The organism is Meiothermus hypogaeus (assembly GCF_003574035.1).
Taxonomy (GTDB): Bacteria; Deinococcota; Deinococci; order Deinococcales; family Thermaceae; genus Meiothermus; species Meiothermus hypogaeus.
Window position 1 is genome coordinate 1 of sequence record NZ_QWKY01000050.1, and the last position, 24,723, is coordinate 24,723.

Annotated in this window: 24 protein-coding genes; 18 read left to right on the top strand and 6 right to left on the bottom strand. The window is 61.0% G+C overall.

Annotated elements, in window-relative coordinates:
- Positions 1 to 228 precede the first annotated feature (228 nt).
- Positions 229 to 2,439, top strand: a complete 2,211-nt coding sequence (locus Mhypo_RS12170; RefSeq protein ID WP_119341561.1) for an ATP-dependent Clp protease ATP-binding subunit — start codon at positions 229 to 231, stop codon at positions 2,437 to 2,439.
- Between the two features lie 45 nt (positions 2,440 to 2,484).
- On the opposite strand, the gene Mhypo_RS12175 is transcribed toward Mhypo_RS12170, so the two are convergent.
- From Mhypo_RS12175 to Mhypo_RS12195, 5 genes are read right to left on the bottom strand one after another with little or no spacing between them, the layout of a single operon-like run.
- Entirely contained in the window at positions 2,485 to 2,976 is a 492-nt protein-coding gene (locus Mhypo_RS12175; RefSeq protein ID WP_119341562.1) for a dihydrofolate reductase, read from the bottom strand.
- Positions 2,977 to 2,979: 3 nt separating this feature from the next.
- The gene (locus Mhypo_RS12180; RefSeq protein WP_119341563.1) at positions 2,980 to 3,774 is read right to left on the bottom strand and encodes a thymidylate synthase; all 795 of its coding nucleotides are present in this window, start codon (positions 3,772 to 3,774) and stop codon (positions 2,980 to 2,982) included.
- 13 nt (positions 3,775 to 3,787) lie between these two features.
- On the bottom strand, positions 3,788 to 4,684 hold the full coding sequence (locus Mhypo_RS12185; RefSeq protein WP_119341564.1) for an FAD-dependent oxidoreductase: 897 nt from the start codon (positions 4,682 to 4,684) through the stop codon (positions 3,788 to 3,790).
- Positions 4,681 to 6,003, bottom strand: coding sequence for a tRNA (N6-isopentenyl adenosine(37)-C2)-methylthiotransferase MiaB (gene miaB, locus Mhypo_RS12190; RefSeq protein WP_119341565.1), 1,323 nt, complete (start codon positions 6,001 to 6,003; stop codon positions 4,681 to 4,683). Before miaB ends, Mhypo_RS12185 begins: the two co-directional genes overlap by 4 nt.
- Before the next feature lie 60 nt (positions 6,004 to 6,063).
- A complete protein-coding gene (locus tag Mhypo_RS12195) occupies positions 6,064 to 6,870 on the bottom strand; it encodes a phosphotransferase family protein (protein WP_119341566.1) in 807 nt (268 codons plus the stop codon).
- Positions 6,871 to 7,114: 244 nt separating this feature from the next.
- On the opposite strand from Mhypo_RS12195, the gene leuC reads away from it, so the two are divergent.
- The 7 genes from leuC to ilvD all read left to right on the top strand — a co-directional run bounded on the left by leuC (position 7,115) and on the right by ilvD (position 13,813).
- A complete protein-coding gene (gene leuC, locus Mhypo_RS12200; RefSeq protein WP_119341567.1) occupies positions 7,115 to 8,539 on the top strand; it encodes a 3-isopropylmalate dehydratase large subunit in 1,425 nt (474 codons plus the stop codon).
- 68 nt (positions 8,540 to 8,607) lie between these two features.
- Positions 8,608 to 8,811: a hypothetical protein gene (locus Mhypo_RS12205; RefSeq protein WP_240637239.1), complete on the top strand. Its 204-nt coding sequence runs from the start codon at positions 8,608 to 8,610 to the stop codon at positions 8,809 to 8,811.
- Positions 8,812 to 9,417, top strand: coding sequence for a 3-isopropylmalate dehydratase small subunit (gene leuD, locus Mhypo_RS12210; RefSeq protein ID WP_119341568.1), 606 nt, complete (start codon positions 8,812 to 8,814; stop codon positions 9,415 to 9,417).
- A gap of 14 nt (positions 9,418 to 9,431) precedes the next feature.
- Positions 9,432 to 10,484 carry a 3-isopropylmalate dehydrogenase gene (gene leuB, locus Mhypo_RS12215; RefSeq protein WP_119341569.1) on the top strand — a complete coding sequence of 351 codons (1,053 nt, stop codon included), beginning with the start codon at positions 9,432 to 9,434 and terminating at the stop codon, positions 10,482 to 10,484.
- A 57-nt stretch (positions 10,485 to 10,541) separates the two neighbouring features.
- Positions 10,542 to 11,288, top strand: a complete 747-nt coding sequence (locus Mhypo_RS12220; protein WP_119341570.1) for an SDR family NAD(P)-dependent oxidoreductase — start codon at positions 10,542 to 10,544, stop codon at positions 11,286 to 11,288.
- Complete coding sequence (locus tag Mhypo_RS12225; protein WP_119341571.1) at positions 11,288 to 12,046, top strand: SDR family NAD(P)-dependent oxidoreductase; 759 nt, start codon at positions 11,288 to 11,290, stop codon at positions 12,044 to 12,046. Before Mhypo_RS12220 ends, Mhypo_RS12225 begins: the two co-directional genes overlap by 1 nt.
- 102 nt (positions 12,047 to 12,148) lie before the next feature.
- Entirely contained in the window at positions 12,149 to 13,813 is a 1,665-nt protein-coding gene (ilvD, locus tag Mhypo_RS12230; RefSeq protein WP_119341572.1) for a dihydroxy-acid dehydratase, read from the top strand.
- Positions 13,814 to 14,410: 597 nt separating this feature from the next.
- Here ilvD and Mhypo_RS12235 read toward each other — a convergent pair.
- Entirely contained in the window at positions 14,411 to 14,812 is a 402-nt protein-coding gene (locus tag Mhypo_RS12235; RefSeq protein ID WP_119341573.1) for a SaoD/DsrE family protein, read from the bottom strand.
- Positions 14,813 to 14,850: 38 nt separating this feature from the next.
- Here Mhypo_RS12235 and Mhypo_RS12240 point away from each other — a divergent pair, with 38 nt between their 5' ends.
- The 10 genes from Mhypo_RS12240 to Mhypo_RS12285 all read left to right on the top strand — a co-directional run bounded on the left by Mhypo_RS12240 (position 14,851) and on the right by Mhypo_RS12285 (position 24,201).
- Positions 14,851 to 15,837: a metal ABC transporter substrate-binding protein gene (locus tag Mhypo_RS12240; RefSeq protein WP_119341574.1), complete on the top strand. Its 987-nt coding sequence runs from the start codon at positions 14,851 to 14,853 to the stop codon at positions 15,835 to 15,837.
- 52 nt (positions 15,838 to 15,889) lie between these two features.
- Positions 15,890 to 17,035, top strand: coding sequence for a YncE family protein (locus tag Mhypo_RS12245; RefSeq protein WP_119341575.1), 1,146 nt, complete (start codon positions 15,890 to 15,892; stop codon positions 17,033 to 17,035).
- A gap of 75 nt (positions 17,036 to 17,110) precedes the next feature.
- The gene (locus tag Mhypo_RS12250) at positions 17,111 to 18,211 is read left to right on the top strand and encodes an NAD(P)/FAD-dependent oxidoreductase (protein WP_119341576.1); all 1,101 of its coding nucleotides are present in this window, start codon (positions 17,111 to 17,113) and stop codon (positions 18,209 to 18,211) included.
- A gap of 44 nt (positions 18,212 to 18,255) precedes the next feature.
- Positions 18,256 to 18,636, top strand: coding sequence for a hypothetical protein (locus tag Mhypo_RS12255; RefSeq protein ID WP_119341577.1), 381 nt, complete (start codon positions 18,256 to 18,258; stop codon positions 18,634 to 18,636).
- Between the two features lie 148 nt (positions 18,637 to 18,784).
- On the top strand, positions 18,785 to 20,218 hold the full coding sequence (locus Mhypo_RS12260) for a PepSY-associated TM helix domain-containing protein (RefSeq protein ID WP_119341578.1): 1,434 nt from the start codon (positions 18,785 to 18,787) through the stop codon (positions 20,216 to 20,218).
- A 36-nt stretch (positions 20,219 to 20,254) separates the two neighbouring features.
- Positions 20,255 to 20,731 (top strand): copper chaperone PCu(A)C, encoded by a 477-nt coding sequence (locus Mhypo_RS12265; RefSeq protein ID WP_276309752.1) that lies wholly within the window; start codon positions 20,255 to 20,257, stop codon positions 20,729 to 20,731.
- Positions 20,732 to 20,752: 21 nt separating this feature from the next.
- Positions 20,753 to 20,986, top strand: a complete 234-nt coding sequence (locus tag Mhypo_RS12270) for a response regulator transcription factor (protein ID WP_119341580.1) — start codon at positions 20,753 to 20,755, stop codon at positions 20,984 to 20,986.
- Between the two features lie 7 nt (positions 20,987 to 20,993).
- A complete protein-coding gene (locus tag Mhypo_RS12275) occupies positions 20,994 to 21,668 on the top strand; it encodes a class I SAM-dependent methyltransferase (RefSeq protein WP_119341581.1) in 675 nt (224 codons plus the stop codon).
- A 2-nt stretch (positions 21,669 to 21,670) separates the two neighbouring features.
- Positions 21,671 to 23,236, top strand: a complete 1,566-nt coding sequence (locus Mhypo_RS12280) for an ABC transporter substrate-binding protein (RefSeq protein ID WP_170148287.1) — start codon at positions 21,671 to 21,673, stop codon at positions 23,234 to 23,236.
- A complete protein-coding gene (locus tag Mhypo_RS12285) occupies positions 23,236 to 24,201 on the top strand; it encodes an ABC transporter permease (protein ID WP_119341583.1) in 966 nt (321 codons plus the stop codon). Before Mhypo_RS12280 ends, Mhypo_RS12285 begins: the two co-directional genes overlap by 1 nt.
- Positions 24,202 to 24,723 lie beyond the last annotated feature (522 nt).

The following is a 24,723-nucleotide window of genomic DNA, read 5'->3' on the forward strand; positions in this document are numbered from 1 at the left end:
GCCGCCACATTCGACTTTCACACTTCCGCAGTTCTGGCAAGCTACACTATCTTTGGGCTTCTCTGGGTTATTCACAAATCCAGTTTAGAAGCCCCTTCCTTTGCTCAACCGAATTTTTTATATGACTCTGTGGCGCAAACACCTAGAAAGAGCCCGTCATACTGTAATATTGAGGTAGGAAGAAAGCGGCGCTATGAATACTTGTACGACATACCAGGAGGTTCGCGCTTGAACAGGTACGACGACCGCGCCAGGTTGGTTTTTCACTATGCCAGGGAGGAAGGGAGCCGGCTGGGCCATAGCATGATCGGGCCCGAGCACCTGCTACTGGGCCTGATGCGCGAAGGGGGTACGGCTGCGCGCATCCTGATGGAGTACGGGGCCAGCCTCGAGGCTATGCGCCGTATGGTCGAGGAGCTGGTGGGCCGCGGCGAGGGCAGCCGCACCGGCGAGCCCCCCGCCATCACCCCCAGGGCCCGCCGGGTCATGGAGCTGGCCGGGGCCGAGGCCCGCAACATGTCCAGCCAGGTAATCGGCACCGAACACATTCTGCTGGGCATCATCCGCGAGGGCGACGGCATCGCCTACCGCATCATGACCCACTACGCCAAGGATGTGGACACCATCCGCTGGCGGGTGCTCTCCCAAGCCGGCGAGCAGACCAAAGAAAAAGCGGTGGCCACGCCCTTCCTCGACGAGTATGGCCGCGACCTGACCCGCGAAGCCCGCGAGGGCAAGCTCGACCCGGTGATTGGCCGGGCCGAAGAGATTAACCGGGTCATCCAGATTCTGGCCCGCCGCACCAAGAACAACCCCGTGCTGGTCGGCGACCCCGGCGTGGGCAAGACCGCCATTGTGGAGGGGCTGGCCCAGGCCATTGTGGAAGGACGGGTGCCGCCGGTGCTGCGCGGGGCGCGCATCGTTTCGGTCGACCTGGCCGGGGTGGTAGCCGGTACCAAGTACCGCGGCGAGTTCGAAGAGCGGCTGCGCCAGATTATCGAAGAGCTCAAGAACGCTAAAGTGGTGGCTTTTATAGACGAGCTGCATACCCTGATTGGGGCCGGTGGCGCCGAGGGCACCCTGGACGCCGCCAACATCCTCAAGCCCCCCCTGAGCCGGGGCGAGATTCAGGTCATCGGGGCCACCACCACCGGCGAGTACCACCGCTACATCGAAAAGGACGCCGCCCTCGAGCGCCGCTTCCAGCCCGTGATTGTGTTGGAACCCAGTCCCGAGGAAACCCTGGAGATTTTGAAGGGCTTGCGTCCCCGCTACGAGGCCCACCACGGGGTGGTGATCCCGGACGAAATCCTGGGCCTCTCGGTCAAGATTGGGATTCGCAGCCTGCCGGGACGCAACTTCCCCGATAAAGCCATCGACCTGATCGACGAAGCCGCCAGCCGGGTGCGCCTCAACGACTCGCTGGGTCTGCCGGTGGCCATGGACGAAGATGGCACCCCCCTAGTGGCCCGCGAGGACATCGAGAGTGTGGTGGACTCCTGGGGTGGCGTCTATGTGGACGATAAGGACGACAGCAAGCTCTTTGGCCTGGAAGAGGAGCTCAACAAGCGGGTGATTGGCCAGAAAGAGGCCGTCGAGGCCCTGGCCGCGGCCTTGCGGCGCAGTCGGGTGGGGCTGGGTGGTCGTACCCGCGTCTCGGCCAGCTTCCTGTTTGTGGGTTCGTCCGGGGTGGGCAAGACCCACCTGGCCAAGGCCCTGGCCGAGGTGCTGTTTGGCTCCGAACGGGCCTTGATCCGCTTTGATATGAGCGAGTTCCAGGAGCCCCACTCCATCTCCAAGCTGATCGGGGCCCCGCCGGGCTATGTGGGCTACGAGCAAGGGGGGCGCCTGACCGAGGCCGTGCGCCGCCAGCCTTTCAGTGTGGTGCTGCTCGACGAAATCGAGAAAGCCCACCCGGACATCTACAACACCTTCCTGCAGGTGCTCGACGAGGGCCGCCTCACCGACGGTCTGGGTCGCACCGTGGACTTCCGCCGGGTGATTCTGATCATGACCTCAAACACCGGCTTCAACGTGGGGCCGGCCATCGGCTTCACCAACCGTGAAGTGGACACCGAGAGCCCGCTCAAGGCCATCTTTACGCCCGAGTTCCTCGACCGCCTGGATGAGGTCATCCGCTTCCGCAACCTGAGCGAACCCGAGCTGGTGCAGGTTGCGCAGATTATGCTTGAGGACATCGCCAAAGAGCTCGAGTCGCGCGAAAAGCTTGTCCGCTTCGACCCATCTGTGGCTGCCTGGTTGGTTGGGCAGGCCCCCAAGCAGGGCAGCACCCGCATCCTGCGCAATCTGATTCGAGAAAAAATCGAAGACCCGCTTTCGCTCGAGCTCCTCTCGCGCCCCGGCCGCATCCTCTTTGTGACCCTCAAGGATGGTGACATCGCCTTCGAGGAAGAAGAGCTGAGCCTGGGTCTGGCGTAGCGCGCTTTCTATCCCCGACCTCCCCGCTCACGGGGAGGCTTTTTTTTAAGTACCGGCGCGCTCCAGGTCCACATAAGTGAACGCATGCGCATGACGTTCGTCGGGCGGGTGGAAAGCCCGGTAGGTTTCCCGCCACCCGGCGCGGTCCCACTGGGGGAAAAAAGCGTCGGCACCCGACACGGCTGTGTCCACCAGGGTCAGGTACAGGTGGGTGGCCAGGGGCAGGAACATAGCATAGACCTCCCCGCCACCGATGACCATGAGCTCATCGCCGAGCTTCAGAGCCTCTTCCAGCGAATGCACGACCTCGAGGCCCTCGGCGTGGAAAGCAGGGTCGCGGGTGAGCACCACGTTGCGGCGCTGGGGGAGCGGCCGCCCGATGCTCTCGTAGGTTTTGCGCCCCATCAGTACGGTCTTGCCCAGGGTGAGGGCACGGAAGCGCTTGAGGTCGTCTGGCAGGTGCCAGGGTAGCGCACCACCCCGGCCAATGGCCCGGTTCTTATCCATGGCCACCACCAGCGCAATCTTCCGGCCCATAACTTAAACCGCCACTGGGGCTGCAATGCGGGGGTGGGGGTGGTAGTTCTCGAGGACAATATCCTCAAAGGTAAAAGCAAACAAATCCCGCACCGCAGGGTTGAGCCGCACCGTAGGCAAAGGCCGGGGCTCGCGCGAGAGCTGCAAGCGGGCCTGCTCAAAGTGGTTCTGGTAGAGGTGGGCATCGCCCAGGGTGTGAATGAACTCACCCGCCTCGAGGCCCGTCACCTGGGCCAGCATCAGCGTGAGCAGCGAGTAGGAGGCGATGTTGAAGGGCACCCCCAGAAAAATGTCGGCGCTGCGCTGGTAAAGCTGGCAGGAAAGCCGCCCCTGGGCCACATAGAACTGAAACAGAATATGGCAAGGGGCCAGGGCCATTTTGGGCAGATCGGCCACATTCCAGGCGCTCACCACCAGCCGGCGCGAGTCGGGGTTGCGCTTGATTTCTTCCACCACCCAGGCCATCTGGTCTATGGTCTGACCGTTTGCCCCTTCCCAGCTGCGCCACTGCTTGCCGTACACCGGCCCCAGCTCGCCTTCCTGGTTGGCCCACTCGTCCCAGATGGTCACCCCGTTTTCGCGCAAAAAGCGGATATTGGTCTCGCCCCGCAAGAACCACAAAAGCTCGTACACCACGCTCTTCCAGTGAACTTTTTTGGTGGTGACCAGGGGAAAGCCCTGGCTTAAGTCAAAGCGCATCTGGTAGCCGAAGACTGAGCGGGTGCCCACCCCGGTACGGTCGGACTTGTCTATACCGTGCTCGAGCACGTATTGCATCAGCTCGTGGTACTGCCGCATGGTGGTCAGTCTATCAGGATTTCCCCTGGATGCGCTTCAGGAGCCGATGCGCATAGAGCGGAGCGTAAAAGTACGCTGCCGAGCCAAAGCCGGTAAGGGCATAGCCGCCGGGAATCTCTTTGAGGTAGTGGCTATCGAGCCGGTAGCGCACCCCGGCCCAGCTTGAGCCCACCGCAGGCCGGTAGCCCAGCAGCTTCTCGGCCTCCGAAAGCAGCCACTCGATTTCGTGCGGCTCGGTCTGATGAGAGGTGTAGGTGTACTGATGGGGCAAATAGCTACCCCCCAGGCTGTGCCCCGCCACGTACACCCCATACGAACGGGCCTGCTTGAAATGTTCCTGGGTCTGGAGCACCGAACCCGGCGTGAACCGCCCGCCCAGACCCACCAAGTGCGCCCCGCTGGCCCCTCCGGCATACACCACCAGGCCCGCTTGCAGGGTGCGGCGTTCGGGGGTTCGCAGATATATGGTGGTGTACTCGAGCCGTTCTACCTCGGCGTAGAGAATGTCCAGGCCTTCAGCCAGCCGGTGCAGCAGGGGGGTGGTCCGAAGCCAGCCCGCGTTTTCCAGGTAGAGGCCCTCGTCCAGCCACTGGTGGGGAATCCGGCGGCCCTCGAGCTTGCCCTTCCACACCCCCCTATCCGCCTCGGGCACGGGCCTGAGAATGCCCCGGCGTACCGGCCCAAAACGGGGGTAAAAGTCCCAGAGGGCCTCCAGCGCTTCCTCGGCCTCGAGGGCCACCGTGCCGCGTTTGCCCCGCACCGGGTTCAAAAGCGCATCCGGCACCCGGCTGGCCTCGCCCAGTTCGCGGGCTACCACCCGCACCTCTTTGCCGGCTTCGTGCAGCACCCGGGCCGCAGCAAGACCGGCTATTCCGGCCCCGATTACTACAATTTCGGCGTCTGTTCTCACGCCATCAGGAGGGGAATGGTGGCAGCTTCCTCAGCCCCCACCACCTCGCCAAACAGCATATGCGGGGTGGCTTGCTTTACCACCACCTGATACAGCCCCGGACGGGGGGCCTGTGCCGCCGGGACAAGGGTGGGGTGGTTGCCCCGGGTGTGGCCCTCTGCGTAGCTCTCATCCTTGGCCGCGCCCCGCACCAATACCTCTACGGTCTTGCCTACCCAGCGCTGGTTCTGGCGGTAGCTCCACTCTTTTTGTTTTTCGATGAGCCGCTGAAGCCGCTCTACCTTGACTTCGCGTGGCAGGTCCTGGAAGTGCTTGTAGCTCGGCGTGCCGGGGCGGGGGGAGTAGATGAACATGTAGGCGCTGTCGTAGCCCACCTCATCGTAGAGCGAGAGGGTCTCCTGGAAGTCTTCTTCGGTTTCGCCGGGAAAACCCACAATGATGTCGGTAGAGAGCACCACCTCGGGCATGGCCTCGCGGATGGCCCGGATGCGATCCAGATACCATTCGCGCCGGTACTCGCGGGCCATGCGACGCAAAATCCGGTTGGAACCCGACTGCACCGGCAGGTGGATGTAGTTGCAGACCTGGGGGGTCTCGGCCATAGCGGCAATCACGTCGTCGGTAAAGTTGACCGGGTGGGAGGTGGTGAACTTGATGCGGGGAATACCCATCTGGCCCACCATCCGCAACAACTCGCCAAACCTGGGAAAGCCGGGCTGGTCGTTGCCGTAGGAGTTGACGTTCTGGCCCAGCAAAGTCACTTCCACGACCCCGGCAGCCTTGAGCTGTTCAATTTCCCGCAGGATCAGGTCGGGGTGGCGGCTGACTTCGGGGCCCCGTGTGGTGGGCACGATGCAGTAGGTGCAGTGGTGGTTGCAGCCCCGGATGATGCTCACGAACGCCGAGAGGGCCCCCTGGGGCGCGGGGGGCAGGTGGTGGGTCAGTTCTTCGCGGAAACTCAAGTCCCAGAACCTGTGTTTGGACTCGATCGCCTTGCCAATTTCGGTCAGAGCACCCGGCCCCAACAGCACATCTACTTCAAACTTGCGGGCAATTTGCTGGCCCTCCTCGAGCTGGGCCAGGCAGCCCATCATGCCGACCAGCAAGGGCCGTTTTTCTTTCTCTTTGCGTAGCTCACCCAGCAAAGAGCGCACCTTCTCGACGGGCTTGCCGCGCACCGCGCAGGTGTTGACCAGCACAAAATCGGCCTCCTGCCAGGTATCTACAAATTCCGCGCCCAGGGACACCAGCTCGCTTTTCACGAGGTGGGTGTCGTACTCGTTCATTTGACAGCCATAGGTGATGATGTTTGTTTTCATGCGAACCTCGAGGCCGGCCGGAGGGATTCCGGGGCCACACAGACCTTCAGTGTAACAAAGTCATTCAGAGGGTTCACCCTTTAGCTGCAGGCCCTCTTCAATCAGTTGCATCAGGCGGGGCTCCTCGGCAGGAATGTTTTCGCGCAGGCGGGCTGCCGCCACAATGGGCATCCAGGACTTTAGCTCGGCTAGGTCGAGGCCCGAGAAGGTTTGGTAGTGCTCGAGGTAGGTCTGGTAAAACAACTCCCGCTGGCGCATGATTTCTTCACGCCCCGGCAGATCGGGCGGGAGTTCGCTATAAAGCACCAGGAGGGTAGTCCGGGCCATATCGGCCAGGGGGTTGCCGCGCATGGCATTGGGCCAGTCCACCACATACACCCCCTCTTCCCCAACCAGCACGTTCTCGGGGTGAAAGTCGCCGTGGCACAGCGCGGTTCCATCGGGCAGGCGATCCAGATGATTGAGCAGGGCCGTCCGCAGCTCGAGCGGTAGTCGGCTGGCCTCGATACGGCGCATGAGGTGAAGCCGCTGGGACGGCAAATGTCCGGCCGCTTTGTTGTGAAGCTGTCGATGCAAGGCCCCCAGCATCTGGGCTGCAAAGCGCAATCGGGTGGGGTTGGTCTGGATGTAGTCGGTGAGCGGAACCCCTTTGATCCACTGCAAAACCAGGCCCCAGCGACCCTCAAACTCCAGCACGTCTTCTACCCTGGGGGAGGGTACCCCCACCAGCCAGACCTGCTGGGTAAGACGGGCCTCGAGTTCAGCATCGGCCTGAGAAAACTCCGGCCAGAACAGCTTCAGCACGTAGCCGTCGGCCCAGGCATATACCTCGGCCTCGCGCCCTTGTCCCAGCCGCGTGAGCAGCATCTTGGTTGTAGGATACCCGCTTCCAGGGCCTAACACCACAGCAAGACAGGCACTACAGTGAAGTTCCACGAGGCTTGACGTTTTGGTATACCAAACTTTATACTCCTGGCAATGACGGACCCCGTAGCGCAGCGCCTACTACGCCCCGCTCGAGGGGTCTAGTTTGCTGCCGTCATAGGCCCCAGAGCAAAGCGTCTCTGGGGTTTTTGATCAAGGTTTCGGACAAAGGAGGCACAAAACAATCATGGGAAAAAGCCTGTACCAAAAAGTCTGGGAGAGCCACGCGGTGCGCACGCTGCCCAACGGGCAAACGCAGCTCTTCATCGACACCCACCTGATCCACGAGGTTACCAGCCCACAGGCCTTCGGGATGCTGCGCGACCTCGGCCTCAAGGTGCGCTTCCCCGAGCGCACTTTCGCCACGGTAGACCACATCGTGCCCACGCACTCGCTTGCAGAACCCTTCGCCGACCCCCAGGCCGACGAGATGATCCGCCAGCTCCGCAAGAACGTGCAGGAGTTCGGCATTACCTTTTTCGACGTGACTTCAGGCCAGCAGGGCATCGTACACGTGATTGGCCCGGAAAACGGCATTACCCAGCCCGGCATGACCATCGCCTGCGGCGACTCCCACACCTCCACCCACGGGGCCTTCGGGGCCATCGCCTTTGGCATTGGCACCACCCAGGTACGCGATGTGCTGGCCACCCAGACCATGGCGGTGAGCAAACTCAAGGTGCGGCGGATTAACGTGAACGGCAAGCTGCGCCCTGGCGTCTACGCCAAGGACGTGATCCTGCACATCATCAAGGTGCTGGGGGTGAACGGGGGCATCGGCTATGCGTATGAATACGGCGGCAGCGTCTTTGACAACTTCAGTATGGAAGAGCGCATGACCGTCTGCAACATGAGCATCGAGGGCGGGGCCCGCATCGGCTACGTCAACCCCGACCAGACCACCTTCGACTACCTGAAAGGCCGCCCCTATGCCCCCAAAGGCGAGGCATGGGAACAGGCCGTAGCGCGCTGGAAGGCCCTGGCTTCCGACCCCGACGCCCACTACGACGACATAGTGAACATCCGCGCCGAGGACATTGCCCCCACCGTGACCTGGGGCATCAACCCCGGCCAGGGCTGCGCCATTACCGACCGCGTCCCCGACCCCGCCCTCTACCCCGAGGCCGAACGGGCCGGTCTGGAAGAAGCCCTCAAGCACATGAAGCTCCGGCCCGGCCAGCCCATCAAGGGGGTGAAGGTGGATGTGGCCTTTCTGGGAAGCTGCACCAACGGTCGCATCTCCGACTTTCGCGAAGCTGCCAGGTACCTCAAGGGCCGCAAGGTAGCCCCGGGGGTGCGGGCCATTGCTGTTCCGGGCTCGCAACAAGTGGCCAGGCAGTGCGAAGAGGAAGGCATCGCCCAAATCTTCCGCGAGGCCGGGTTCGAATGGCGTGGGGCCGGTTGCTCAATGTGCCTGGCCATGAACCCCGACAAACTTGTCGGGGACGAGTTGTGCGCCTCTTCCTCCAACCGCAACTTCAAGGGCCGACAGGGCAGCGCCACCGGGCGTACCGTGCTGATGTCGCCGGTAATGGTGGTAGCCGCCGCCGTGACCGGCCAGGTAAGCGACGCACGGGAAGTGTTTGGGGTCAGCGAGCTGGTGGGTGTATAGCGTTTAAGGTGCGATCAAAGAACAGCACCGACCAGGTAATACTCAAAGGAGCGTTCTTTTTGTCTTCGATGGAATTGATTCGTGGGGTGGTGCTGGTGGCGGTCTCGGTACTGCTGTCTATTGCCACCCTGGGGCTTTGGCTGGGCAACCTGCAAACCAACCCGGTGCTCAGCTGGGTGGTTTTTGTGGTGGGGTTCGCCCTGTGTGCTGTAGCCGCTATAGCGGGCATCTGGGGCATCCTGGGTTTTTTCAGGGATAAGGAGGGCAAGTAGATGGCTTTAGAACCAATCCAACAAGTACGTGGGCGGGCTGTCCACGTTCCCGGTAACGATATAGACACCGACCGCATCACCCCTGCGCGGTACCTGAAGGTGGTCACCTTCGACGGGCTGGGCGAGGCGCTTTTCTACGACGAGCGCTTCAACCCCGACGGCTCAGAGAAGCCGCACCCGCTGAACGACCCCCGCTTCAAGGGGGCCTCCATCATGCTGGTTGGGGCCAATTTTGGCTGCGGCAGCAGCCGCGAACACTCCCCGCAGGCCATCTACCGCGCCGGTTTCCGGGCGCTGATTGGCGAGAGCTTTGCGGAGATTTTCTTTGGCAACTCCACAGCCCTCTCGATGCCGTGCGTGACAGCATCCAAATCGGACATTGAGGCGCTGGCCCAGGCCATCGAGCAAGACCCCGGCCTGGAGGTCACGGTAGATGTGGAGCGCCTCGAGGTGCGCTACGCCGATAAAGCCTTTAAGGTGAACCTGCCCGCTACCGCCCAGAAAGCCCTGGTAGAAGGCCGCTGGGACCCCATTGCCGACCTACTCGAGGCGGGGGATTTGCTCGAGCAGGCCTCGGCCCGGCTCCCCAAAGCCGTGCTGAGCTAAAGGAAAGGATTTACATGCCCAAGATTGCCCTGCTTCCCGGAGACGGCATCGGCCCCGAAGTGACCTATGCTGCGGTAGACGTGCTCAAAGCGGCCGACCAGGCCTTTGGTCTGGGCCTCGAGTTTGAAGCCTTCCCCTTTGGCGGCAACGCCATAGACGCCCACGGCGAACCCTTCCCCGAGGTGACCCAGCGGGGCTGCCTGGAGGCCGATGCCATCCTGCTGGGGGCCATCGGCGGGCCCAAGTGGGACAACGTACCCCGGCACCTGCGGGCCGAGACCGGCCTACTGGCCCTACGCAAAGCTCATGGCCTTTTTGCCAATCTGCGGCCTGCCAAGGTGTTGCCCGGCCTCGAGCACCTCTCCCCCCTCAAGCCCGAGATTGCCCGGGGGGTGGATGTGCTGGTGATTCGCGAGCTGACCGGCGGCATTTACTTCGGCGAGCCCCGCGGCATGAGCGAGGCCGAGGGCTGGAACACCGAGCGCTACAGCAAACCGGAGGTAGAGCGCATCGCCCGGGTGGCCTTCGAGGCCGCCCGCAAGCGGCGGAACCAGGTGTGCAGCGTGGACAAAGCCAACGTGCTCGAGGTCGGCGAGTTCTGGCGCAAGACCGTGGACGAGGTGCACCGCTATTACCCCGATGTGGCCCTGGAGCACCAGTACGTGGATGCCATGGCCATGCACCTGATCACCCGGCCCAGCCGCTTCGATGTGGTGGTGACCGGCAACATCTTCGGCGATATTCTGTCTGACCTGGCCAGTGTCCTGCCGGGTTCGCTGGGGCTGCTGCCCTCGGCCAGCCTGGGCGAGAAAACCCCCCTCTTTGAACCCGTCCACGGCTCCGCCCCCGACATCGCCGGCAAGGGCATCGCCAACCCCACCGCCGCCATTCTTTCAGCGGCCATGCTGCTCACCCATGCCCTGAACCGCTCGGACATCGCCAAACGGGTAGAGAACGCGGTAACGGCAGCCCTCTCGGCCAACCCCACCCCCGACCTGGGGGGCAAGGCCAGCACCCAGGATTTCACGCGGCAGGTAATCGAGGCCCTGGACAGGGTTGCGGCCTGAGCCTCTGCAGTCACCTGTCCCTGGCGGTTTTGGGTAATTTAGCGTATATACAGAAGCATGAAACTTAAAAACCAGACCTTCATCATCACCGGGGCCAGCCGGGGTATCGGCGAGGCACTGGCGCTCGAGCTCGCCAGGGCCGGGGCCAACCTGGTCATCGGGGCCCGTAATCAGAAGGCCCTCGAGTTTGTGCGCGACGAGGTAGGCAACCTGGGGGTGCGCGCCGAATCGGTGGCCGGGAGTGCCGCCGATAGCGCTGTAGCCGAAGCCCTGGTCGAAAAGGCGCTGCAAATCGGCAGCTTTGTGGGCTTCATTCACAATGCCGGCATCCTGAATGCAGGGCCGCTGGCCTACGAACTGATCGAGTCGCAGTACGACGAAATCATGGATTCGAACGTCAAGGGCGGCTATCAGCTGGCCCGCTTCGCCTATCCCCACCTGATCCGCCAGCCCGGTAGCGTTGCGGTGTTTCTGGGTTCGGGGGTGGCCGAGCACAACATCCCGGGCATGGGTATCTATGCCATCGCCAAAGCTGCCGAAGAACACCTGGCCCGGCAACTGGCCATCGAGGCCCCCGAGGTGACCTGCTTCACCTACCGCCCCGGCATTGTGGAAACCGACATGCAAAAACAACTCCGCGAGGCCCAGGGAAGCGCCAGCGAGACCCTGCGCCCCCTGTTCAAGGGCTACCAAGCCCAAGGGCGCGTCCTCACCCCGGAGCAGTCGGCCAAGGCCCTGGTGCGTATCCTGGAAGGCAACCCGCGTAAATTCCACGGCAAAATTGCCACCCAAAACGACCTTTGATGCACTTGCGCAACCAGACGCTGATTCTGACCGGGGCCAGCCGAGGCATTGGCCAGGCCCTGGCCCTGGAACTCGCCCGCGCCGGAGCCAATCTGGTGCTTTGTGCCCGCAGCCCCGAAGCCCTGGGGCAGGTGGCCGATGCGTGCAAAGCCCTGGGCGCGCAGGTACGGGCCATTGCAGGCGACGTGGCCCAGGATCAGACCGTGCAATTTATGGTGAAGGCGGCCAAGGTGTTGGGCAACTTCGCCGGTTTTATCCACAACGCCTCGGTGCTGCACTCGGGGCCTTTCGTGACTGAGCTGCCCCAAGCCCACTTCGACGAGCTGGTCGCGGTCAACCTGAAGGCCAGCTATCTGTTGTCCCGCTACGCCTACCCCAACCTGCTGCGCACGGGGGGTGGTATTGCGGTCTTCCTAGGCTCGGGTGCAGCAGAGCTGAATTTCCCTGGTTCGGGGGTGTATGGCGCTACCAAGGCCGCCGAGGAATACCTGGCCCGGCAACTGGCCCTGGAGCACCCCGGCGTTACCTGTTTTGTCTACCGGCCTGGGCACGTGGACACGGCCATGCAGGCCCACCACCGCAACGCTGAGGGGGGCGGCGGCCCAGCGCTACGCACGCGGTTTAGGGGCTATCTCGAGCGCGGCGAGTTGCACAGCCCCCAGGAAGTCGCCCAGGCGCTGGTTCGGCTGCTTTCCGATAATCCCAGCCAACACCACGGCACCATCGTTCAGTATGCTGATCTGCGCCGAAAACCGTAAGCTGAGGTGTGCCCTCCTGGTCGCAGGATACCTGCGCTGTTTCACGGTAAGATGGCACCAAAACAAGTAGCCAAAAGCATCAACATTATCTGAGGTTTGCCTATGCGAAGCGACATCATCAAACAAGGCCCCCAACAAGCCCCCGCCCGCGCCATGCTCCGCGCGGTGGGCATCGGCGACGAAGAGTTCAAGATTCCCTGGGTGGGCATCGTGAATACCTGGACCGAAGGGATGCCCTGCAACTACCACCTGCGCGACCTGGCCGCCGACCTGAAAATCGGGGCCAAAGAGGCCGGTTTCCAGACCTTCGAGTTCGGCGCTCCGGCCATCTCCGACGGCATCAGCATGGGCACCATTGGGATGCGCAGCTCGCTGGTGAGCCGCGAGGTGATCGCCGACTCCATCGAGCTAATTGCCCAGGGCTACCTCTACGACGGCATGGTGGCGCTGGTGGCCTGCGACAAGACCAACCCCGGCGGCATGATGGGGGTGATTCGGGCCAACGTGCCCAGCCTGGTGCTGTATGGCGGCTCCATTGCCCCCGGCTACCTGAACGGCAAGGCCCAGACCGTGGTGAGCGTGTTCGAGGCAGTGGGCCAGTACGCAGCAGGCAAGATTGACGAAAAGCAGCTCGAGGCCGTCGAGCGCACCGCCATCCCCGGCGCAGGGGCCTGTGGTGGGCAGTACACCGCCAACACCATGGCCATGGTGCTGGAGGTGATGGGCTTCTCCCCCATCGGCTACAACGCCATCCCCGCCGTGCACCCCGAGAAGAAGCCCGCTGGGCGCCGGGCCATGCAGATACTGGCCGACGCCATCAAGCACAACCGCACCCCCAGGAGCTTTCTGACCAAGAAGAGCTTTACCAACGCCATTGCCGCCGTGGCGGCCACCGGCGGCTCCACCAATGCCGTGCTGCACCTGTTGGCAATCGCCAAGGAAGCGGGGATCAAGCTGACGCTGGAGGAGTTCGATAAAATCTCCCGCAAAACCCCGGTGATTGCCGACATGCGCCCCTGGGGCCAGTACACCGCCTGGGAGCTCTACGAGGCTGGTGGCATTCCCCTGATTATCCGCCGCCTGATTGAAGGCGGGCTAATTGACGGCGACCAGATGACCGTCAGCGGTAAGACCTTGTGGCAGGAAACCAAAAACGCCAAGGAAACCAAAGGCCAGAAGGTGGTAACCAAAGCCAGCAAACCCTTCAAGCTCGAGGGTGGCCTGCGGGTGCTCAAGGGCTCGCTGGCCCCAGACGGCGCGGTGCTCAAGCTGGCCGGCACCGAGACCAGGGTACACCGGGGCCCGGCCCGCGTCTTCGATGGCGAGCAGAGCGCCATGAAAGCGGTGCTCAGGAAGCAGATCAAGCCCGGCGATGTGGTGGTGATCCGCTATGAGGGCCCCAAAGGGGCTCCCGGCATGCCCGAGATGCTCTCGGTAACCTCGGCCCTGGTGGGCGAGGGGCTGGGCCCCCACGTAGCTTTGGTAACCGATGGGCGCTTCAGCGGCGGCACCAAGGGTCTGATGATCGGCCACGTGGCCCCTGAAGCCTTTGTCGGTGGCCCCATTGCACTGGTCAAGGAAGGCGACATCATCTCCATAGACTGCGATAAAGGCATTTTGAACCTGGAAGTCTCGGAAAAAGAGCTGGCCAAGCGGGCCAAAGCCTGGAAGGCTCCCAAACCGCACTACAAGGCTGGGCTGTTTGCACGGTATGCGGCGCTGGTGAGCAGTGCGCGCGAAGGGGCGGTGCTGGTGAAGCCGGAGTGAGCCCTAGCATCAAGAAATGGGTAAAAACAAAAAGACCCACATCAAACTTGGGAATGAAAGCTTCTATTGTTCCTCCCCCAGACTGCAGGGGAGGTTATACCAGATTCGGTTAGTTCGTCACCCTTTGGTGACGAACTAACCCGACCGAAGTTATCCGCGTAGCGGAGGGCGATACCGCCCCTGGGAAGCAAGACGCTTTTTTTTCCGACCAACAGGGAGGGGTGTGCTCTAGGATTCAAAAAGACAGCCTCTGGTGTTTTTGGTTTTGTAAACTGTCTTTTTGAATCCGGTATTTGGTGGGGTTGCTGACCTGCGCCTCCAGGCAGCCTGCCGATTCAGGGCCTGGCCGAATGCCCTTCCACACTGGGGCCTAAAGGCCATCGCACTCGGAAAAAAAATAGATATTGTATAGGTGTTCATGCGACTGGGTGTTGGGGCGGTTTGCGGTTTGATCCAAGGGATATGGGGACAGCAAACCCAGGTTAGCCGCATAGCGGCCACCCCCGCGCCTCCCAGAGGTTAGTGCTCAACTCACCCCAGGGTTGTTTCCTGAAATCGCCCTGGGTCTCGGATGGCTCGATTTTTCCGAACAGCGTTCTAAAGGCTAATTACCTGGTCGGGTGGGTTGCCCGCCAGAGCCTGGTAGAGATCGGGGAAGCAACCAACCTGTACGCCTTCAACGGTATCCGATGGCTGGCAATCGCCGAGGATGTTGCGCCCGCTGCCGTCGGGGTTGCACCAGCGGGGACCGCCTGTGGCAAGGTTGCGCTCGAGGGCGCACATATCGCACATCATGAGCAAAATTTCTCTCTCCTGGGCAACTCTGGCCAGCCGCTCGCCCACCGGGTCGCCTTTGCGCAGCACGAAGACGTTATCGTCGAAGAAAAACATGCCTACCACTTGCACGCCGTGCACACCGGCCTCGAGCTGGGGCAGGATCATCTGGGCCAGCTTGTAACTGGCCGAACGGGGGGAGACGAACACGTAAGCGATCTTCATAGTTTTCAACCTACCATAAATGATAATCTATTATCAATATGCTTCTTTTTACCCCCGGCCCCTGGTTGGCCCAAAAAAATGGTTTTGCCTGTGATTTGAGCTCGGTAATCGGAACTAAGGTCTTTGTCGGACTGGCGATATTTCTTTTTTTCCTCCTGCCCACGGCAGCACGGGCCCAGGGTCTGAACGTAGCAGCTACGACGCCCATCCTGGGGGACCTGGTGCGGGAAGTAGGTGCCGGGCGGGTTCGGCTTGCAGTGGTCGTGCCTATGGGGGCCGATCCGCATAGCTTCGAACCCCGCCCCTCTACGGTACGGGCCCTGGCAGGGGCACGGGTGCTTTTTGCCAACGGGCTTTACCTGGAAACCTTCCTGTCAAAGTTGCAAGCTGGCCTTCCCCAAGGAGCCCGCACGGTACTTCTGGCGGAAGGGCTTCCCAACCTACTCTGCCTTACCGAAGCAGAGCGCCGGGCCGAGATAGAACAGGGGCTACAAGTACACCGCCATGGCCTTTGCGATCCCCACTTATGGCTTGACCCTTCTTATGCGCGGCTGTATGTGGAGCGTATCCAGGGTGTGCTAAGCCAACTCGACCCTGCTGGCCAAGACTTCTATGCCCGGCGGAGTGCGGACTTCCTCCGAAGGCTCGAGTCCACCGACAGCGAGATTAAGGCCTGCCTGGCTGCCATCCCGCCAAACCGTCGCCGGATTGTAGTCCAGCACGACGCCTTCCGCTATGCTGCTCGTCATTACGGCTTCGAAGTGGTGGGCAGTCTGGCCAGCTTCGTGGGACAACAAAGGGGTCCACGGGCCCTAAGCGAGCTGGCTCTGCGAATCAAACAAGAAGGAGTGCAGGTAATCGCCACCGAACCCCAGTTTGCTGCCGGCGAGGCCCGCACCCTGGCCGAGGCCACCGGCGCTCGGGTGATTACCCTGCTTTCGGATACCCTAACCCCTCAGGTGCCCACCTATTTGGAGCTGTTGCGCTTCAATGGAATGAATCTTTGCACCGCTTTTGCAAGATAGGGACTTGTCTAATAAATGATAATGCGTTATCAATATCGAGGGAGGTTGAACGATGAGGTTTGTTTTGTTCAGTTTGTTTGCCCTGGGTTTGTGGGGAAGTGTGGCTGTAGCGGGTGAGGGAAGCCACCCAGGCCGCTTGGTGATCGGCGATGGCAAGTCCGGACTGGTGCAGGTACTGGATCTGGAAAAAGGAGAGCTGGTAGGCCGCTTTACCGTACCCGGCCCGTCCAGTGTCTATGCTGCCCCTGGGGGTCAGTACGCCTTTGCAGTTCACCGCGAGCAAGACCGCGTGAGCGTTGTGTACAGCGGTCTGGGTCTGGAAGACCACGGCGACCACAAAGACCTGGTCGTACAAACCCCCTACATCTGGGCCACCCTGCACACCGGGCCCAAGCCCACCCACTTCAAAAGCCATGGCAACCAGATCGTCGTCTACAACGACGGCGACGGCACGATGGCTGTTTTCGAGGTCAAAAAACTCGGACTGCTACCCGAGTTCCGCGAGATTGCTACGGGGGCGCCCGACCATGGAGCGCCGGTAGCCCTGGAGCAAGTAGTCCTGGCTGGCAGCCTGAACCGGGGTGTGGTGGAGGTGTTTACCCATGGCGGGCGTAAGGTCACCCAGTTTGAGGGCTGTCCGCGCCTGCACGGTCAGGCGGTGCTGGGTAATACCGTGGCCTATGGGTGCGCCGATGGGGTGTTACTGCTGGAGCAAAGGGGCAGCGGCTTTGTGGCCCGCAAACTGTCTAATCCTGCCGGAACCCCCGAGCGGGTTCGTGTAGGTACGCTGGTAAGCCACCCCAAGTACCCCTTCTTCATCGGGAACTTCGGACAGGGCCTGGCCCGCATTGATACCCAGATAACGCCCTACCCCCTTCCAGCCAGTCCAGTGCTATTCGGCTTTGACAAGGACGGCCTGCTGGCAGTACTCACCGCTGACGGAAAGCTGCATACCCTCGAGGCCAGCAGTGGCAAGGTTATCAAGAGCCTTGCGGTAACCCCAGCCATTACCGCCTCAGGCGAGGGCGCGGTGCGCCCCGGTATAGCGCTGGGCGATGGCCTGGCCTGGGTCACCCTGCCTGCAAGCGGCGAGGTTCTTGAAATAGATCTGGCCGAGCTCAACATCAAACGCCGGTTTATGGTGGGGGGTGTCCCCGCCAGCCTGGTCTGGTTGGCGGTGGAGGGCGTACGTCACTAGGGCAAGCTGTGGGTCGAGGGCAGTGAGTCAAGTTTTCGTGGCCTCCCCCACGGGGGGAGGTGCCTTTCTTGGAGTATGGAGCGTACACAGGTTCTGATTGTTGGCGCAGGCGCCGCTGGTATTGGGGTAGCGCTGGCCCTGCAAAGGCTGGGCCTCGACCTGCGAGTTTTAGAGCGGAATGTTATAGGCTCCTCTTTTCGCCGTTGGCCTGCGGAGACCCGCTTTATCACCCCAAGTTTTACTGCCAATGCTTTCGGACTGACAGACCTCAATGCCCTCACACCAGAGACATCCCCGGCCTATTCCCTGGGACAAGAGCATCCCGGCGGGGCCGCCTACGCCCGCTACCTACGGGCCCTGGCGCGTCACTACGAGCTTTCCGTTGAGGAGAGGACTGCAGTTGAGCACGTGCGAACTTTCTCGGAGGGGTTTCGTGTAGAAACCACCCGGGGTTCTTTTGAAGCCCGCTTTCTGATCTGGGCCACCGGGGAGTTCCAGTTTCCCCGCCAGGACCTGCAAGGGGCGCGGCTTGCACTGCCCTATGCCAGGGTGAAAAGCTGGGCCGCTTTAGAGGGTGAGACCTACACGGTAATTGGTGGGTACGAGTCGGGGCTGGATGCTGCCTACCACCTGGTGCGGCTGGGTAAGCGGGTACAGCTCCTCGACCCCAGTGCGCCCTGGAAGCGCAGCACCGGCGAGCCGAGCCAGGACGTCTCCCCCTATACCCTCGAGCGGCTGCGTGAGGCCCTGGAAACCGGTCGGCTCGAGCTGCGCCAAGAAAGAGCTACACGAATAACCCGGGCCAACGGCCAGTTCCAGGTGTACCATTCCAACGGGGTGCTTCAAAGCCCCACCCCACCCATCCTGGCCACCGGCTTCGAGGGAGGGTTCGAACCGGTACGGCGGTTGTTTGAATGGAAGGGCCCCGCGCCCCTCCTGCACGAAGCCTCCGACGAGTCTACCCGCACCCCAGGGCTTTTTCTGGTAGGCCCTAAAGTGCAGCACCGAGACACGGCTTTCTGCTTTATCTACAAATTCCGGGCCCGCTTCCCTGTCGTGGCCGAGGCTATTGGCAGAAGGTTGGGGGTGGATACGGCCCCCCTCGAGGTCTACCGCAAACGGGGCATGTGGGCCGATGACCTGGCGGACTGCTGTACCTCGCGCTGCACTTGTTAAGCTATAATCTCCGCCAAGGTTTGGCTTCGAAGATTTGAACCCCTATGCCCACTGCTGACATCCGTGCCACACACCTGAGAGGGCTAGCCGTCTTACTGGCCCTGCTGTTGCTGCTGGTCTCCAGCGAGCTGGGGCTGCGGGGTGTGCTGATGTACGGCACCTGGGCCTCCGAGCAACAACTCACCCAGTTCAACCTGGCGCAGCTTTGTACCCCGAGCGCCGATGCTTCCAATCATTCCGACCCATCCCACCCACCCGAGCACGGACCGCTCTGCTTTGTACATCTTCTGCCCGTAGAAGCGCTGGAACCTTCGCAAAGCCGGTTTGCCAACCTGCAGTTTGTCCGGTTACTTCCGGTTGTCTCGGCCCCGGTGCAGGATGTTTTTATCCAGAGCATCGCTGCTCGAGCACCTCCTATGGCATAAATCCAAGCAATTCTTTGGCCTGGCGCCCCAGAAAAGTGAGCCTTTAACTGACCTGGCCTTGCCCTGGGATGAGGTCATGCGCCTGGCCGGATTGTAAAAGCCACAATAACGGTCAAGTAAAGTCTGCTTTGTTGCCAAAGGAGATACCATGCAAGCTGTCCCCCAAGCAGGGGCTGAAAAAGCTCCACACAAACTGTATCTGTCAGTCTGGCGCTGGCACTTTTATGCCGGACTGTACGTAATTCCCTTCATGGTGATGCTGGCCCTGACCGGGCTGGTTATCCTCTTTACCCCCCAGATCGAGGATCTGCAGTACCGTGACCGGATGTTCGTGCAGCCGCAAGGTACCCTGCAGCCCTATTCTGCCCAGCTCGAGGCCGTGCGCAAGGCCTATCCAGAAGCCACCATCCAGCGCTTCAGGCCCAACCTCGAGCCCAACCGCTCCTCTCAGGTAGCACTAGAGCAGGGCCAGCGAGAGCTTACGGTTTTTGTCAACCCCTACACCCTGGCCGTGCTGGGCGAGGTAGACAACGCCAGCCGTTGGGAAAATATCGCCACCAACATCCACGGCACCCTCTTGGTCAAGCAGGAAGTGACGCTGCCTTTGGTGGGCAAAGTGAACCTGGGTGACCTGCTCATCGAGATAGCGGCCAGCCTGATGGTCTTGTTGGTGGTCACTGGGCTCTACTTGTGGTGGCCCCGCAACCAGCAGGGGGTGTACGGCTCTCTGGTTCCACGCCTAAAGGCCCGCGGACGCACCTACTGGAAAGACCTGCACAGCGTTCCCATGTTTTGGGTATCTCTGATCGTGGTCTTTTTCGCCTTTACCGGGCTGGCCTGGACGGGTATCTGGGGCGATAAATACGTGCAAGCGTGGAATACCTTTCCCGAGCAAATGTGGAACGATGTACCTAAGAGTAACCAGAATCTAGAGAGCCTGAACCGCACGGGCGAAAAGCTGGTGCCCTGGAACCTGGAGAACAGCAAACTGCCCCTTTCGGGCTCAATGGCCGGTAAGGACGGCATCCCCGCCGGAACCCCGGTGAACCTGGACACGGTGATCCAGTATGTGCGGGACAACGGCGTGAACTACGGTTTTTGGGTGGCTATGCCCAGGGGCAAAGAGGGGGTCTGGACGGTCTCGGCCTCGAGCATGAGCCGCGATGTGACCGATGCGCGTAAGGACCGTACCCTGCACATTGACCAGTATAGCGGTAAGGTGCTAGCCGACATTGGCTGGAGCCAGTACAGCCTGGGTGCCAAGGCCATGGCCTCGGGCATTGCCTTGCACATGGGCACCTACGGCTGGTGGAGCCAGGCCCTCAACGCACTGTTCTGTCTGCTGATCCTTGTCGCCAGCGTTGCGGCGGTGGCCATGTGGTGGCTGCGTCGCCCGGCGGGGGTCTTCCGCCTGGCCGCGCCGCCGATGCCCCAAAACCTGCCATTGTGGAAGGGCGCAGTAGCGCTGATTATAGCCATGAGCATCTTCTTCCCGGCTGCGGGGGCTACGCTGCTGCTGGTGCTGGTGCTGGACTATCTAATCATCCAGCGCATCCCGGTGCTCAAACAGGCCATTGGTTGATCGGGCCAAGCGAGGTCAAGAATGCGTGCGATAGCCATGATATTTTTTTTGGCGCTGGGGCTGGGCTGGTCTCAGCAACACCAGGGCCATGGTCATGGGGGTCATGGGGGGGCACCGTCCCAGGGCCCCCTGACCCCAATACAGCTTCGTTTAATTGAGGGTTGGATAAGGCAGGTACCGTCCAGCTTGCGCGATACCACTGTTTACCTCACCGTGCAAAACCCCCTGGGGCGCGACCTCAGGTTGGTAGGGGCCAGCAGCCCGGTAGCCGAGATGGTGATGTTGATGGAGGACTACCGCGAAACCCGATCGGGGCAGACCATCCAGGGTATGCGTGAGGTGAAGTCGTTCTTGCTACCTAAAAACGGTCAGCTGGTGTTGCGGCCGGGGGGCAAGCACTTGATGCTGATGGGACTTAAGCGGCCCCTGAAAGAAGGAGAACGACTGCCCATTCGGCTCATCTTCGAGGGCAAACAGGAAGCCGCGCTCGAGCTAAAGGTAGAGCGACGGTAGCAGATAACCAGTGAGGTCTATATGCTACCGACCACACATTGCGGCAGATGCCGCCGCCAGCTCATCACGGCGGCAGAGCGGCGGGTGCTCGAGTTTGTTGCCCGCGGTTACACCAACTACCAGATTGCCCAGGCATTGACCATATCCATTGACACGGTGAGCCTGCACCGAAGCAAAGTGATGCGTAAGCTGGGACTACGCAAACCCAACGAGCTCAAGCGCTTTGCCGAGGGTTACATCCAGCTCAAGGAGTAGAGCCCAGATGTATCGAACCGATAAGACTACTCAACACAGCCAGGTCTGGGATCACCCCCACACCATCCAATGTTTTTCCCAAGAGGCCCCCGATACCCGCATGGCAGCGCGCCTGCAGAATGCCAGTCCCGCTACCCGGGTGCTTGACCTGGGCTGCGCCGGTGGACACAATGCAGTCTGGTTGGCCGAGCGCGGCCTGGAGGTCTACGCCCTTGATGCCTCCAGGGCCCTGGTTCTGCATACCCGGCAGCGACTACAACCCTACCTGGCCAGGCCCGAACAGCGCGTGCTCGAGGGGCAAATACACGATCTTAGCGCCTTTCCATGCTGTTTTTTCGACTTTGTGCTGGCTTTTGGGGTGCTACACAATGCCCAGAGCGTGGCCGAGTGGGAGCGTACCCTAAAGGGCATCACCCGGGTTCTTAAAGTGGGCGGAGAGATGCTTGTAAGCCAGCATAGCCCCCGCTCCAACCTGGACGGCCAAGCTTTGGTTAGCACTTCAGAGGCGCATGTTTATCGGCGGGCTTCGGGTCGCTTTCAGGTGATGCTCGAGGCGCATGAGCTGGATAACTGGGTGGGTGGATGGGGTTTTGTGCCTGTGCTTCCTACCGACGAGGTGGTTGTACCTACCGAGCAGGGCTGGCGCGTCACCATCCGTGGACACTACCGCCTGGAGGTGTGAGCATGCATAAAGTGAACAGGTTCCTGATTTTCCTGCTGATTGTCCTGAGCCTGGGCAAGGCCCAGCAACTGGTGCTGGCCATCCCCGCTGAAGAAGGCTTTTTGACCCCATTTACCTACGTGACCGGCTATCCAGGCTACAACCTGCTATCGCTGGTCTACGATACCTTGATGATTCCCGATATCAACGGGTTGCCCAAACCCTGGCTGGCCGAACAGGTGCGTGTTACCAACGGAGGCCGGGACTGGACGATCCGGCTCAAAAATGTTCAGTGGCACGACGGAAAGCCCCTCACCAGCGACGATGTAAAGTTTTCCTACGAATACTACCGTCGATACCCGGTGGTGAGCCGCTTTACCAGCGCCGTGCGAAGCATCAGCCAAATCCGTACCCCTGATGCACGTACCGTACAAATTAGCCTTCCACGCCCTGAAGGCAACTTTGAACTTTCCACCCTGGCAGATGTTCCCATTCTTCCCAAGCACATCTGGGAAAATATCACCGATCCCAAGGCGCATCGCGACAGCACCGGTAGCGGGCCCTTCAAACTGGTGGAGATTCGGCCCGGTCAGTCCTACCGCTTTGAGGCCAACCCCAGCTATTTTGGCGGCACGGTGGCTCCAAAGAGTCTGGTGGTGGTGATTATCCGTGAGGCCACCGCGACTTTCCAAGCGTTGCGGGCCGGGCAGATTGCCGCAAGTTCACGCGAACTTTTGCCAGAATTGATCTCGCAGTTTGACAAAGACCCCAATTTTCGCCTGCTCAGAGGAGCTTTGTTTACAAGCAACTTGTTGCAGTTCAACACCGCTGTGGCTCCTTTCAACCAGCCCACGTTTCGACAGATAATCGCTGGACTGGTTGACCCCAAAGCCATCGTGGATACGGTACTGCTGGGCCAGGCTACGGTGGGCAGCCCGGGCTTCTTGCACCCCCAGTCACCTTTGTACAACCCCGAGGCTGGGCAGTACCCGCGCCTCAGTTTGCCCCAGGTTGAGCAGCGCCTTGACCAGTTGGGTTATCGTCGAGGATCCGATGGGGTTCGCGTTGGGAAGAACGGCCAGAGGCTCGAGTTTGAGCTTCTGGCTCCAGCCAATAACCCCATACGGCTGCGTGCTGCCGAGCTAATAGCCCAGCAGGTACGCCCGGCAGGCATTGTTTTCCAGGTAAGAGCGCTCGAGCCCAACACCCTGACCGACCGGGTTTGGCCAGAGTTCGATGTTTCCAAGGGGCGCAACTACAGCCTGGCCATGTTTGGATGGTCGGCCCCCGTAATCAACCAAGCCAATCTGCGGGGCATGTTTCATTCCAAGCCGGCTCTGGGCAACCTGAACATCGGGGGCTATGCCAACGCCACGGTGGATTCCCTGACCGAGCGGCTCAATACTACGGTGGACCTGGCCGAGCGAAAGTTGCTGGCGGCAAGGGTACAGTCGCTGGTCGCACGCGATCTACCGTTCCTGACCCTGTGGTACCCCGATGCCACTTACGCGGTGCGACCTTCGGTTTACGATGGCTGGAAGTTCCAGCGCGGGCAGGGCATTCTGAATAAGTTCTCTTTTTTACCTTGATGCTGCTACGTAGCCTGCCCTACCTCCTGGTATTCGTGCTGGCTCTGGGTATTAACTTTTTCCTACCCAGGGCCATGCCTGGTTCTCCTTTGCTTTACATTTTGGGGGAAGAGGTGGGCCGCTTAAGCCCAGAGGAGCGACAACGGGTATTGGTGCAGTATGGCCTGGAGCGCCCCTTATTGGAGCAGTTTGGGCTGTACCTGGGCCGCCTCGTTCGTGGGGATCTGGGTCAGAGTTTCCAAAGCCGACAGCCGGTTCTGCAAATCATTTTTGAACGCCTACCCTGGACGCTCTTGCTCTCGGGTACGGCTTTGCTGCTGTCTTCAGGCCTGGGTCTACTGCTCGGCGTGCTTTCAGCCCGATACCGTGGGGGCTTGCTCGACCGCACCAGTTATGTCGGCGCTGTTCTGCTGGATGCCATGCCTGGCTTCTGGCTAGGTATGCTTCTGATAGCTTTGTTCGCGGTGCACTGGCCTTTATTGCCCGTTTATGGGGCCCATACTGCCTGGGCCAACCTCGAGGGATGGTCCTGGGTGCTGGATATTCTGCGCCACCTGGTGCTACCCGCCCTGACCCTCACCCTCACCAGCCTGGCGGGCCTGTACTTGGTCGTGCGCTACGCCATGATAGACACCCTTCACCAGGACTATGTCCGCACGGCCAGGGCTAAGGGTCTGCCCGAGCGTCAAGTAGTCTTCAAACACGCCTTGCGCAACGCAGCCTTACCGATAGTGACCTTGTTTATGCTCAGTTTAGGAAGTCTAGTTGCCGGCGCAGTGGTGGTTGAAACGGTGTTCTCTTATCCGGGTCTGGGTAGGCTTTTATACGAGGCAGCAAGTGCAAGGGACTTCCCTGTTCTGCAGGGATTATTGCTCTTCTTCAGTCTTTCGGTGGTGGTTTTTAATCTGCTGGCCGAGGTCTTGTATACCTGGCTTGACCCCAGGGTGCGGCATGCGGAAGGGTAATCTGCCAGGTACCTGGCTGGCGCTGGGGTTTCTTGTTGCTCTGGCCCTTGTGGGGCCATGGTTGGCTCCCTACGACCCCAAAGAAGTGGTCGCCAGGCCATTTCAACCCCCTTCGGCCCAACACTGGCTCGGAACCAACGACCTCGGACAGGACATTTTATCTGAGCTACTTACCGGTGGCCGTATCTCACTCGTGGTAGGTTTTTCGGCAGCTTCTATCGCTATATTACTGGGTCTGACGATAGGGTTGGTGGCTGGCTACAGTACAGGATGGCTGGGTACAGCCCTGATGCGTTTGGCGGATCTGGTGCTGGTAATACCCTTTTTGCCCCTGGCTATTGTGATTGCGGCCTATATGGGCCCGAGCCTGTGGAACCTGGTGCTTTTGATCGGCCTAAGTACACTCACGATAGACTTTTACTATGGGAAACTTTCGGTACATTGAGTTGAGCAGCGAAGAGGATGAGCGGCTGAGGGCCATCGAGCAGAGCCCGCACATGAACAAGAAGGTCAGGCTGCGCA